The organism is Clostridium brassicae (assembly GCF_026738875.1).
Lineage (GTDB): Bacteria > Bacillota > Clostridia > Clostridiales > Clostridiaceae > Clostridium_H > Clostridium_H brassicae.
On sequence record NZ_JAPQFJ010000016.1, the window covers coordinates 28,092 to 41,878 of the forward strand.

Below are 13,787 nucleotides of genomic sequence, written 5' to 3' on the forward strand. Positions count from 1 at the left end.
ATACTCTACAAACAGTCTCTATTCCATTTTATCTAAAATTTTGGATTCCAAGTTTTATATAAATCTTGGAATCCCTTATCACTATCTGCTTAATCAGCTTCAACAAATACTTCTACATTGTTAGAATTAGATATATCATCTGGAGAACACATTGGACCTTTATCTGCATCAATATCTAAATCAAAGAATTTTTTATACCCTTTCCATGGCAACAATGTGCAATACCATGTATCATTATCATCTAAATTCTTAGGTGATAAAAATGAATATTTACATTTTCCAACGAATTGTCTTAGCCAAACTATCATATCGCTTTTTTTAGTTTCAATGTTGCCCCCGGTAATTTTTGCTTTCACTCCTTTAGCTTTGTCATATTTATTTCTATACCAAGATTTAGGTTCATATATAACTCCTTCTCCATTTCCAGAATCCTTTCTTTGTGCTGATATAAAACTTCCTACCTCTTCATCAAATATTGCTCCATGTCTCCAATAACCATAATAACAAAAACCATCATGTACCAAAATAATATCTCCATTTCTAAAATTATCATAACTTATATCATTAGTTCCACGTTCATGCTTTGACCCACTACTTCGCAGAATATCTGCTTCATCTAATTGTTTAATATCTTCAACTTCTTTTTCATTACCTTTTGATTCATTTAAATTAGCAAACTCTTCAAAACTCATCAGTTTATCTGCATATTTTTTATAATACTCATCCATATCTCTTTGTATTGATTCATGTATTTCTTTTTGAGATTTTTTTAGATTTTGATTACTTTCTTTGGCGACTACAAATTGAGTACTTGACATAAACAATAAGCATGACACTGCCACTGCTACTGTTTTTCTCATATTTAATTTGCACTCCTTATAAAATTATATATATATCATATATATGTATTTTTTACACTCTAAATTACATAATTCTCATCACATAAATTGATCAATGTAGACTTTAAACAAGTAAATATACTATAATATAGGTATATTGTATAAATGATGTAATAAAGGAGACGCTATTTTTTATGAAAAAAATTTTTATAGATACGGAAACTACTGGTATAGAACCTGGAGAAATCGTACAATTAACTTATTGCGTTTGTGATACAAATTCACAAGGAGAAGAAAAAGTTTGTTTTTCAAAAAACTTCTTTTTTAATGTGGATTATATTGAACCCTCTGCTCAACGGGTTCATGGTTTTAGTGTGGAAAAACTAAAAAATTTATCTAATGGAAAAACCTTTAAAGATGTAGCTCTAGAGGTAAGTAACGATTTAAAAGATGGAGTTTTTATTGCTCATAATGTAAATTTTGATAAAAAGTTTGTTGTTGCTGAATTCAATAAATTAAATAATATAGATTGGAATCCTAAAGATTTCTTTTGTACCATGGAGTATTTTAAACCCATAGTAAAAGCTAAAACTAAAACAGGTAGGATAAAAAATCCTAGACTGGAAGAAACAATTGATTTTCTAGAAATAAATAAAAAAACTGTATTAAATGGTGCTAAAAGACTTTTTAATTGTGATGATGTAGACTTCCATGACGCTAGATATGATGTAGCCGCACTTGTATCTTGCTATTATAGAGCTAAAAAACTAGGATATAAATAATATTAATTTAACCATATTTAATCTATATATCCATAAATATTATATGGACAAGCTTTTAATTCCTCTGTTAAAATGGCACTAAATTGCAAATAAATTATGCCGAATCTTCTTAAGAAGTACCGGGGATATTTTTTTGGGGTGAATCTCTTTTAGAGTAGGGTACCTCTAACCCAAACCCGTCAACTAACCTGGGAGGCAAAATGGAGGAATTAAACTAATGACAAAATTTAAATATTTAAAAACATTTTTATCTGCACTAAGTTTATGTGCAGCTCTATCTACCACAGCCTTTGCAGGAGACTATACTGTAGTTTCTGGAGACTCTCTGTATAAAATAGGAACTCTTTTCAATACCTCAGCGAATAATATAATGGGATCTAATAATCTTAAAGGAACTACTATTTATCCTGGACAAATTTTAAAAGTTCCTTGCGATACCTATACTGTAAAAAGTGGTGATAGTCTATATTTAATTGCTAAAAGATATGGTATAAATTTAAGTGATCTAAGAAAGGCCAATAATAAATGGAATAATATCATTTATATTGGACAAAAACTAAACTTACCAAAAATAAATTCTACTGCTGGGACAAGCTCAAATTCTAAACAACCTACAGAATCAAAACCTATTGTAAATTATACTGAAGCTGATTTAGATCTATTATCAAGACTTGTAACAGCGGAGGCACAAGGTCAACCTTACAATGCTCAAGTCGCTGTGGCATCGGTAGTATTAAATAGGGTGAAGAGTTCTCAATTTCCTAACACTATTTCATCTGTAATTTATCAGAAAATCAATGGATACTATCAATTTACCCCTGTTAAAAATGGTTGGATAAACAAAGCAGCTACTTCTACTGCTAAAAAAGCAGCTAAAGAAGCTTTGTATGGTGCTGACCCAAGTAAAACTGCATTATTTTACTTTGATGATAGTGCTACTAACGAATGGCTATGGTCAAAGCCTATAACAGCTAGAATTGGCAACATGGTTTTTGTAAAATAATCTCTAAAAAACAATAATAGTTATGTTTAAAAAATCAAGAGTTAATATAATTTCAAACTACAATTCTAAATGAGAATTGTAGTTTGTTACTATAATAAGCTAACAAATTAAAATATATCCTTAAATTTATTAATTAAGATATAACATTATAACTACTAAAAGCAGTATTACAACTATCCTAGCTTTTCCTTATTCAATATGTTTCCACAAAAATTTTTTATATGCTTTGCTGTAACAGCCATATTCAAATTTTGACCATCTAGTCCAGATGTTGTTATTCCTACTAAGTTACCATATAAATCAATTAATGCTCCTCCTGAACTTCCTGGAGAAATAGGAGCAGTTATTTGTACCATTTCCATGAAATCAAATTTACGGAATCCTGATACTATGCCATCAGAAATTGTATTGAATAGCCCTAATGGACTTCCTATTGCTATAATTTTCTGACCTCTTACTAAATCTTTTATATTTAATTTAATAGGCTTTTCTATCTTATCTACTTTTATTAAAGCTAGATCATAATCTGAATGACATTTTATAATATTGTATGACATATATTCATTAGTATCATTTTCAAAAACTACTCCATAAAATACTCCTTTATTTAGAACATGAAAATTTGTTATGATAAATCCATTGTGATTTATTACAACTCCCGAGCCTTTACCTACTAATTCTTCATTCTCATTATATACATTTATCATTACTACTGATTGAGCCAAATTAGCAAGCTCTTGATAACTTTTTTCTATCTTTTCTTCTATGTTTTTTTTAGATATTTTTGTTTCTTTCTTAATATTGTCATGTTTATCTTTTGGTTTAATTATACTATTTTCTTTTAAAATACAATTTTTTTTAATTTCAATATTATCAAATGATATTTCTATTAAACTACTGCTTGTCTTGCTATTTCTTATGACATTTGAAAAGTTATTTATTTGAGGAACTTTATAATCTATATCTTCTTTAGGATTTATATATACGATATCACATCCTAATTTAGAAAGTAAAATTAGAAAATATATTTCATGTTCTTTTATATCCCCATAGAACATAACCTTATTTCTTATATTAACATCACATTTATTTTCAAAAAAATGTTTAAGATATTTATTCATCCATAATAATAATTTTATTCCAAAATTTTTTCTTGCAGTTTTGCTTTTGTCTTTATTGTTTACATCATACAAATCCATTATTTCTTTAAAAGCAAGTTTTTTAGTAAATTCTAAACACTCATTTTTTATTTCATATCCCATATTAAATTGAAATAATTTATATAGTTTTATGTAATTTTCATTTTCTAATTCATCATATTTTTCCATGATTTTTTTTGCACTTTCTATCTCATTTATTTCTAAAATTTGCTTTATCCCTTTTGTAAAATTAATATAACTTGCTTCAGTTGATTGTAAATGCATATCTAATTCTTTTAACTTATCAATATAATCACATTTTTCACAATCTATTCCTATATATCTACAAAAAATAATATCCTTAGTAAAACTTCCTTTTGCAGTATTCATTCTTTTAACATTAAAAATATCTTCTATATTCTCAAAAATATTTTTTGTTCTTATCACATTGGTTTTTAGTGATTTTATTTTCACAATCATCTTACTCACTCCGAAAATATCTTTATTTTTGATTTATTTTAAATAAATACTTTCTTATATATTCATTTAAGTTTTTTATTTGCTCTATTTTAATATTTATTGAAAACACTTATAAATATTATTCTATTAAATCAGATAATTCTTTTATCGTAATTTTTGTATAAAAGTTGAATTTCTTAGTACTTCAGCCTACTTTATTATTATAAAAAACAAAATTATATAAATAACATTCCACAAATAATATTTATTTAGTTTTATAAAGACATAGAAAATAAATCCGATAATATATGAAATTGGTATAAATAAACCAATGTAAAAATCAATATTTTTAGGGGGAATCCACATGTATACAGTTCTTCACATAGAACAAAGCGACTTTTTTTGTAAAATGATAAAAAACATATTAAAAGAAAAAGATTATGATTATATATCTACAGACAGCTTTAGTGAGGCTTACCAATTACTAAATGAATACAAAATAGATCTTATAATAACTTCTCTTTATGGAAAAGGAGATAGTATAGAGGATTTTATAAAAAATGTAAATTATACTACTGACGCTGAAATCCCTATATTTGTAGTTACTAGCAATAATGTTGATGATCAAAAAAAGAATCTTCTTAATTTAGGAATAAGTGATTATATACTAAAAGACGACCTAGAAAAAGAAATAACTAAACATATAGATACAGTATTTAGAGATGATTTATATATGCAAACCTTAAAAAAAATGAAAGTAGCCATTATAGATGATAATGCTTTTGAGTCTACCATTGAAAAAGACATACTTACAAAATATGGTGTAGAGCATATAGATTCTTATAAATCAGGCAAACAACTATTTCAAAGCAATAAAAAATATGATATATATTTGATTGATATGGTTTTAGAAAATGAATTCGGTAAAAATTTAATAAGGCAAATTAGAAGAAATAACATTAATTCCTCCATAATAGCGGTTACAGTATTAAATAATCCTAAAACTTTATCTAGTATTTTAGATTGTGGAGCAGACGATTTTATAACTAAACCTGTAGAAGAACACTTATTTGTGTCAAAGCTAAAGTCTAATATTAGAATTTATACTTTGAATAAAAAGATAAAAGATGTTTTAAAAGAAATGAAGAAATAATTTCGTAAAGGATTTTATTTTTCTAATATTATTTTTGATTTTATAGAAAAATCGTATATTTTACATAAAATAACTCTATTTACTAGGTACTTAGAGTTATTTTATATCTACAGAAAATTATAAAATTATTTTTTTATATTTCGATAATTAATATGTGGCAAATAAATTTTACTATACTAATTTTAAAAGAAAGGATCATACTATGGAACAATCTTACAACCAACTAAAGAAAGAAAATAAAGTAAAAAAATATGTACTCACTACAATGCTCACTGTAATTCCCTCAACTCTCATCATAGGTATAATTACTGGATATTTATTATCTATTGATGGATATAAATTTGCTTTAAATGTAACTTTCTATGTATTATCAGGTATTATTATTGGATTTTCATCTGTAACCAAAAACGTAAAAAAATTCATAAAACCATCTATTTTAGTAAGTGAATTTGCTGAAAATCTGGATAAAAATGATTTTACATATAGAATTGAAACCCTTAATAAATCAACTGAAGCAGAATACTTATTAAGCTTAAATAATATAATGGAAAAATTACAATTTTTGATTACTGAAATAAAAGAATTAAGTAAAACTGTATACAATGTATCTGAAGATAATGTGCATCTTTTTAATAACTCACTAGAAGTTACAAATAATCTTACATCATCTGTATCAAATTTATCTAATAGTTCTGTAGAACAAACCTCTTCAATAAAACATTGTAATGACTTATTATCTGATATAGATGAGGGACTACGTAATATTTCGAAAAATATGAATGACTCTAAAGAACTGACAGAAAAAACAATACTTACAATTAACACTACAGAAGAAAATATGCAAATTCAAAGTAAAAATATGAATGAAACTAAATTAAAATCTATTAATGCTACTAAATCTATTAAAAGTCTTGAGGCAAAATCAAACGAAATAGGAAAAATAGTAGAAGTTATAAGTGCCATTGCAAATCAAACAAATTTACTAGCACTAAATGCTTCTATTGAAGCCGCTAGAGCAGGAGAACATGGTAAAGGATTTGCTGTTGTAGCTGATGAAGTACGAAAATTGGCTGAACAATCATCTGAGTCAGCTCAGAAAATAGATGAATTAATTTTGCATGTTCAATTAGGTATCAATGAAACCGCCAAAGAAATAAATAGCGTAGAAAAAGTAGTTGATGAGCAAGGTTATTCTTTAAATGAAACATTAGATGCATTTAAAAAAATATCGGATGTTGTAAATATTCTAATATCAAATGTAAACAATGTTGCTAATTCATCTTCTAAATTAAGTACTAATTGTGCTAAAACTGTTAGCGAAATGGGTAATATATCCCTTATTTCTGAAACTTACGCTGATAGCATTCAAGAAGTATGTTCTACAATGGAAGAACAATGTACAATAATAAAAAAAGTAAAAGAATCCGAAGATACATTAATTGATTTGGTAAAAAATTTAGATGAAACTATAGAAAAATATAAAATATAAATTATAATAGAACAGAGTAGCAAATTGCTACTCTGTTGCATAATTATCAAAATATCCTTGAATTAATACTATTGGTGTTCCTTTATCTCCACTTCCACTAGTTAAATCACATAAGCTTCCTAAAAGATCTGTAAGTTGTCTTGGAGTTGTTCCTAATTTTTCTCCTTCAGAAACTTGATTGTTTTCCTTCTCCATTATCTTTTTCTTCATAGCTTCTGCTCTTTTCTCACCTTTTAAATCTTTAAGTTCATTGTCTGCAATGTACTTTAATTTTATTTCATTAGGTGTTCCAGATAGTCCTGATGTGTACCCTGGAGATACTACTGGATCTGCAAGTTCCCATATTTTACCCACAGGATCTTTAAAAGCACCATCACCATAAACCATTACTTCTACATGTTTACCTGTTTTTTCTTGCATTTTCTTTTGAATCTTTTCTACAAATTTATCGCAATCCCTAGGAAATAATTTTAATTTGGTATCAGTAGCCATATTAGATCCTAAAAGACCATATTGTGGATTAAATCCACTTCCATTTATAGATTCATTTAGTACCTCGTCTATTCCATATACATTTTCAGCTCCAGCATTCTTTAATAATCTTTTTGTTCTATGTCTTTCATGGATATTAGCCACTAAAACGTTCTTAGTATAATTTAATGCTACTCTTGGATCATTAGCAAGGATTATTTCTATATTATCATTAATTGCAATATCTTTATACATTTGAACATAGTCTATTCCTGTAAATGGATGTAGTACCTTTTCCCCAAATATTTTTCTATACTCTTTTTCAGTTAAAACATCTGTATATGGGTTAATTCCAGCTTCATCCATTTTATCTATATCTATTAAATGATTTCCAACTTCATCAGATGGATAATTTAATAATAAATATATTTTCTTACCTGTTTTAGCTAAGCCTTTTAAGATTAAAGAAAATCTATTTCTACTTAATATAGGAAACACTACTGCAAAATCATCTTGGAATTTTTTATTAACATCTATTGCAATATCATCAATAGAAATATAATTTCCTTGTGATCTTGCAACTAAAGATTCTGTTATACCTATTACATCTCTATCATTAATTGTAAATTTTTCAGAATTCATTGATTTTAAAACTGACTCTACTACAATATCAACTAAATTGTCTCCTTCTTTTACTATAGGAGCTCTTACTCCTCTAACTGTAGTACCTACTGTTCTTGGCATCTATACATCTCTCCTTTTAAATATCCATACATTTGAACCTTTAATTTATTTTATATTATCAGAAAATAAATACAAATATTTTTAATAAAGTAGGCATTAATGTACGCTTTTTTCATAACTCCAAAGTTATTATAGCACTTACAGTTTACGTTTGGTAGATTTATTCAAAAAAAATTCTTAAATTATCCATATATTCTTCATACAAGTAAAAAATGAAGATACATCTATATAACAAATGTATCTTTATAAATTTAAAATTTAAAATTCCTAAATCATACAATTTCCTAACCTATATAAGTATTGAATAATTTATGATATTATTTTTGATAATAGAGACTCTTTAAATTATAATATAATCCCATAAAGTATTATATTTATAACTTCATTAATTGCTTCTTTGAAAGTAATTTTATTGTCACTTAAAAATTTATAATCTAAAAATGTATCACAAACACTATCGAGAACCCTACTTAAAATCAAGAAATTTACATCTGCTTTAATAACACCATCTGATGCTCCTTCTTTTAAAAGCCTATATAAAATATCCAATTTAAATTTCTTCAATTCTTCTACTTTAACCCATTGTTCAGGGTAAAATTTGCGTGTTTCATCTATTATACTAACAGGCAATTTAAACTTATGATATGAATAAATTATTGAATTTAAATTATCTAAAAGACTATTTTCTTTTTTTAACTGCTTTAAAACATTCTTTTTATCACTTTCAATTATGCTATTAAAAAATTGGTTAATAATTTCATCCTTGCTAGAAAAATATTTATATATAGTTTTTTTGCTAATTTTAAGTTCTATTGCAATTTCATCAAGAGTAAATTTTTTCAAACCATATAATTGTATTTTTTGTGAAGCAGTTTCTAATATTTTATCTTTCATTTTTAATTTTCTCCTCGTTATTTATTGAACATGTTTAAAGTTACAATTGAAAATAGTGATTATACCTAAAATGGAAATTAAAATCATTAATATTAATGTAATAAATTCAGATTTACACCATAATACTCCTGTCATTACAGAACCTATAAAAGAACCGATATACTGGAAGCTGTTAATTATTCCATTAGCAGTCCCCCTATTACTTTCTTCCGCAATATTATTTGCATTTGATGAGATTATGGTACTTAAACATATATATCCTATCATAAAAAGTATACTTCCAATCAAAATAAAAACAAATGATGATTTTTTAAAATAAAAACATATTCCAATTAAAGTTGTAGTAAAAGATGTTATAAGTATTTGACGACTATATCCTCTTTCAACAAACTTTACAGATATCCTCATACAAATCACAGCAATAATTACAGCAGGTAAAAATACTTTCCACATCCCATTTATTCCTGTTATTTTGTCAAGATATATTGGTACAAAATAAAAAACTGATACCATGATAAAGTTATTAAAAAAAGCTGCTAAGTTTAATTTCACAAAATCTTTGTTCTTTAATAATATTTTTATTCCTTTCTTTATGTCTGATTTGCTTGCTAATACCGTATTAGATCTTTCCTCCTTTATAAAAAATAAAATATAAATTAAGCATAAAAAAATTAAAATAGCACAAATCAAAAACATTTGTTTTAATGATAAAAATTTATGAATTATTGGACCTACTCCAAAAGAAACTACTGCTGAAAAACCAATTATAACTCCCAAAACACTTAATGCTCTTACTCTTTTTGTTTCTGGTACTGCTCCTCCAATCCATGAATATCCTACACCAATTATAGCCCCACTTCCTTGCAATGCTCTTGCAAATATAAAAGTATAAATATCTTTAGAAAAATACGCTATAATCAAGCCTAATATTACTTGTAAAAGCCCTACTAACATTACTTTTTTATTACCGATTTTATCACTTAAAATACCATAAGGTATTTGAAACATTGCTTGCGTAAGCCCAAATATCCCCAAGGCTACTCCTGCTAATGCAGGGGTGTTGTTAATAAGTGTTTTACTATATGTAGAAATAAAAGGCATAACTAGTGTCATAGCCATTTGTCTTATACCAAGCGCTAAGCTTAACATTATTATTAAAAAATACTCTTCTTTTGTAAACACATTTTTTTTCATTTTCAACCTCCATTCTTATACTCAAGAAACTAAAATAGTTTTTTTAGTTTCCATTGTAGTTAACTATTTTGTTTTTGTCAATATAAAAAACGTAAATAGATTTATTATTTGATATAAATCTATTTACGCTCTCTAAATTATAAACTCGTTAAAATTTTTTTAAATATGCAATATAAAACTTTCCAAAATTAAAAGATGTAATTCTTATAGAAAATTAGTATTAACTACATTTGTGTTTATAATCTTTACTTTTTAGGAGTTATAACTGTTCCCTTCTCTGGCATTGCTTTACCATTAATATCTTTAAAATAAAGAGGCAATCCTTCTGCAAAAGTTGGATGAATAGTTTTTGTAGGGTCTTGACGTTGATGATGAATATGCAAATGAGGTTCGGATGTAGAACCTGAGTTTCCAACTTTTCCAATAACATCTCCCTCTTTTACATGGTCACCCACTTTTACAGGTACACTATCCTTCTTTAGATGATTTAATAACAAAAATGTTCCTGTTTCATCTATCTTTATATAAACGTGGTTTCCTTCCATAGATATAAAATTCTCTGTATTAGGTAATATATCATTTTCCTCATCATAAGCAGCAATAATAGTTCCTGAAACTGGTGCTACAACCTCTTTATCATAGATTCCAAAATCATTAAGATTTTTACTGTCTATATTTGATGGTTCCATAACTAAATCATATGCCCATCTTTCAGATGCCCATATAACATGAGGGACGTTGATTTCTATGGTATCTCCTCCCCAACCAACAGTTGCTTTTTCATTTAATGGCCATCTTACTGTAATTGAAGGTGTTACCTTGTTAATATCAGCAGGGTATCTCACCTTTAAAACATTAAATAACATAAGTATAGGAAATGCTAACAATACAGATAATATTAGAGAAATTATTTTTTGTGTGACTTTTTTCTTTTTTACTAAACATATACATAATAAAATTAGATTAACCAATATCAATATAGCACCAATTGGTGCCATAAAAAGTTTTACTAATACCCAAGATATAGCTCCTGATATACCATGAATAAAGAATATACATCCCCATAAAGCAATTAAAATGACAATCATTATATAATTCAGTATTTTATTAAATTTTTCAGCTTTCATGTTAACCCCTTTCATTCTTCTTAATGTTTATTTGTTTCTTCTTTTGTTTGGTAAGTATTACAATAACTTATTTATGTAATTAAAGCTCTTTTATAGTAGCACAATCTTCATATATTTTCTTTAAAATTTTCTTAATTTTTTCATAATAAAATTTTCTTATTACATTTTTAATAATATATATTTAGTTAAAAAAATAATATCAACCATCATTGGTTGATATTATTTGTAGTACTATTACCCTTTTTTAAGACAATAGTTTTATTGTAAACTATATTTAATTTAAATATAAGAAAAGCTATTCCTAATGCAATACCTGCACAAGTATATATAGTTCTATATCCGAATTTCACAACAATAAATCCCCACAATATTGAACCTATTCCGTAACCACTATCCAGTAGAGCATAATAAATGGCATTTGCTACTCCCCTTTTGTCTTTACTTACTGTATTTAAAATCATTAAATTAATTATAGGTAATAGCGATCCCATCATGATACCACATAAAAATCCCAATATAATTAATACACGCATTGCCTTTACCATAGCCATTCCCCAAATAGAAACTGCAAATATTAACAATCCAACTGAAACTACAATATTAAATCCAAATCTATCAACTATTTGATTTATAAACAATCTTGATGCTAATATGCCTAGTGCATTTATTGTAAAAAAGAGTCCTATATTACTAAATCCAAGTTCTATTCCATATAAAGCTGTAAAAGATAATATTGTACTTTCTGCAACTGCCGCTAAAAAAAGAATTAAAGCTGGTACTACTATCTCTTTACTAATGCCACTACTTACATTACTCTTCTCAGTTTTATCTTTTTTTGAATCTATATCAATATTTTTCTCATATGATAAGAAAAAGGCTATTATCATAGTAACTATAGCAACTGCAAATGTTGTAATGAATAGCAAGTTAAACTTATCATATTCTTTTCCAACTATATTAAGTGCCATAGAAGGTCCTATTGCCGTAGTAATTGTTATACCAACTCCTGAATACCCTATACCTTCAAGCATTCTTGATTGTGGAGTAACATCAGTAACAATTGTAGCTACAGCAGTAGAAGAAATACCAAATCCGAATCCTTGAATCACCCTAAATATCACAAGTAAAGATATTTCATTTGTAAAAGCATATGCTATAGTTGATAAAGCAGTAATAACTACACCTAATATCAATATTTTTTTTCTTCCCAGTTTATCTAATAACTTTCCTGCAAACAGTCTTATTATTAAAGCCGCTAGTGTAAATGCTCCTGTCATTATTCCTGCATATGTGTCAGTACCTGTAATTTTCTTAGCATATATAGATATAGTAGATAATAATAAATTACAAGTTAAATTTACTCCTATAGTAATAATTAGTGCCAATATAAAATATCTGTTCCATAGTTTTTCCTTAGCTGCCATTATTCAATTTCCTCCTATTAAATAATTCTTGGCTCTTAATAAAGTTTGCTTAAATTATTTAGATTAAATTTTACATTTAACCTTGAAAACAAATTGTAGTTTAGGCTACAATCTATTTATAAAGTTTTAATGAGAGGAAATTTTATATGTTTAAAACTCATAAATATTTGCCCAGTTCTTCAATAAGTATTAATTCTGATTTTTATAAAATATTTGAAGAGGCTGGTATAATACAAAGATATAGTAAAAATGAAATGATATATTTTCAAGAAGATGTGGCTGAAAGTTTTTATTTAATTAAATCCGGTCGTGTTAGAATTTTTCTCATTTCACCAGAAGGAACAGAACTTACTATTGAAATATTGAGAAAAGGAAAATTATTTGGAGAATCCTCCTACTTTAGTTATGGCTCAAGATTAACATCCGTTAGTGCTGCAACAGATGTAGAGTTAATTTCAGTGAGTTTAGAAAATTTGTACCCTTATCTAACTAAATATCCAGAATTAATGATTCAAATGTTTCATCTTATGTCATTAACAATGAAGAACTTATCAACCCAAGTTAATAGTATGGCCTTCTTACCAGCTGATAAAAAACTTGCTGAATTACTCTTAAGATTAGGCGTACATTTTAAGAAAAATAAAAATGATGAATCTTATATTATTGATTATTCTCACGAAGAAATTGCACAACTTATTGGCAGCTGTAGAGTAACCGTTACTAAAATACTAAATTCTTTTCAAGAAAAAGGATTAGTCTCTTTAGGATATAAAAAAGTTAAAGTTATAGATGAGAAAAATTTAAAGCGAATATATATAGATGATTTTCCAATATAAGTAATATGAAGCTAAACTCCACTTTAAAATTAATATCTAGTATTCAGCGTAATAACATCATTTACTTGATCATATTAAAAACTCAAGTTTTACTAGCAATAAACATTGGGAAAAGTACAATACTAATAAGTATTCATTATATAACAATATAATAAAAAATACCGTAAAATTCACTACTGAATACTACGGTATTTTTATAAGTTCCACACTTATAATTACAAAATTAATTTTTA

At 26.5% G+C, this 13,787-nt stretch carries 12 protein-coding genes and 1 riboswitch; of the genes, 5 read left to right on the forward strand and 7 right to left on the reverse strand.

Features of this window, described 5'->3' with window-relative positions:
- Nucleotides 1-89 precede the first annotated feature (89 nt).
- A complete protein-coding gene (locus OW729_RS14310) occupies nucleotides 90-860 on the reverse strand; it encodes a hypothetical protein (protein WP_268062228.1) in 771 nt (256 codons plus the stop codon).
- Nucleotides 861-1,033: 173 nt separating this feature from the next.
- Here OW729_RS14310 and OW729_RS14315 point away from each other — a divergent pair, with 173 nt between their 5' ends.
- Together OW729_RS14315 and OW729_RS14320 are read left to right on the forward strand one after the other, a co-directional pair.
- On the forward strand, nucleotides 1,034-1,621 hold the full coding sequence (locus OW729_RS14315; RefSeq protein ID WP_268062229.1) for a 3'-5' exonuclease: 588 nt from the start codon (nucleotides 1,034-1,036) through the stop codon (nucleotides 1,619-1,621).
- 87 nt (nucleotides 1,622-1,708) lie between these two features.
- A riboswitch (cyclic di-AMP (ydaO/yuaA leader) is annotated at nucleotides 1,709-1,834 on the forward strand.
- A 4-nt stretch (nucleotides 1,835-1,838) separates the two neighbouring features.
- Nucleotides 1,839-2,624: a cell wall hydrolase gene (locus OW729_RS14320; RefSeq protein WP_268062230.1), complete on the forward strand. Its 786-nt coding sequence runs from the start codon at nucleotides 1,839-1,841 to the stop codon at nucleotides 2,622-2,624.
- Nucleotides 2,625-2,797: 173 nt separating this feature from the next.
- On the opposite strand, the gene OW729_RS14325 is transcribed toward OW729_RS14320, so the two are convergent.
- Entirely contained in the window at nucleotides 2,798-4,243 is a 1,446-nt protein-coding gene (locus tag OW729_RS14325) for a serine protease (protein ID WP_268062231.1), read from the reverse strand.
- 343 nt (nucleotides 4,244-4,586) lie between these two features.
- Here OW729_RS14325 and OW729_RS14330 point away from each other — a divergent pair, with 343 nt between their 5' ends.
- A complete protein-coding gene (locus tag OW729_RS14330) occupies nucleotides 4,587-5,375 on the forward strand; it encodes a response regulator (RefSeq protein ID WP_268062232.1) in 789 nt (262 codons plus the stop codon).
- Between the two features lie 202 nt (nucleotides 5,376-5,577).
- A complete protein-coding gene (locus OW729_RS14335) occupies nucleotides 5,578-6,864 on the forward strand; it encodes a methyl-accepting chemotaxis protein (protein ID WP_268062233.1) in 1,287 nt (428 codons plus the stop codon).
- A gap of 27 nt (nucleotides 6,865-6,891) precedes the next feature.
- On the opposite strand, the gene OW729_RS14340 is transcribed toward OW729_RS14335, so the two are convergent.
- The 5 genes from OW729_RS14340 to OW729_RS14360 form a co-directional block, all read right to left on the reverse strand.
- The gene (locus OW729_RS14340; protein WP_268062234.1) at nucleotides 6,892-8,079 is read right to left on the reverse strand and encodes a coenzyme F420-0:L-glutamate ligase; all 1,188 of its coding nucleotides are present in this window, start codon (nucleotides 8,077-8,079) and stop codon (nucleotides 6,892-6,894) included.
- A gap of 345 nt (nucleotides 8,080-8,424) precedes the next feature.
- Complete coding sequence (locus OW729_RS14345; protein WP_268062235.1) at nucleotides 8,425-8,973, reverse strand: TetR/AcrR family transcriptional regulator; 549 nt, start codon at nucleotides 8,971-8,973, stop codon at nucleotides 8,425-8,427.
- A gap of 21 nt (nucleotides 8,974-8,994) precedes the next feature.
- Entirely contained in the window at nucleotides 8,995-10,167 is a 1,173-nt protein-coding gene (locus OW729_RS14350; protein ID WP_268062236.1) for an MFS transporter, read from the reverse strand.
- Between the two features lie 245 nt (nucleotides 10,168-10,412).
- Nucleotides 10,413-11,294 carry a M23 family metallopeptidase gene (locus OW729_RS14355; RefSeq protein ID WP_268062237.1) on the reverse strand — a complete coding sequence of 294 codons (882 nt, stop codon included), beginning with the start codon at nucleotides 11,292-11,294 and terminating at the stop codon, nucleotides 10,413-10,415.
- A gap of 206 nt (nucleotides 11,295-11,500) precedes the next feature.
- Nucleotides 11,501-12,718: an MFS transporter gene (locus OW729_RS14360; protein WP_268062238.1), complete on the reverse strand. Its 1,218-nt coding sequence runs from the start codon at nucleotides 12,716-12,718 to the stop codon at nucleotides 11,501-11,503.
- 146 nt (nucleotides 12,719-12,864) lie between these two features.
- On the opposite strand from OW729_RS14360, the gene OW729_RS14365 reads away from it, so the two are divergent.
- Nucleotides 12,865-13,554, forward strand: coding sequence for a Crp/Fnr family transcriptional regulator (locus tag OW729_RS14365; protein WP_268062239.1), 690 nt, complete (start codon nucleotides 12,865-12,867; stop codon nucleotides 13,552-13,554).
- Nucleotides 13,555-13,787: the final 233 nt, after the last annotated feature.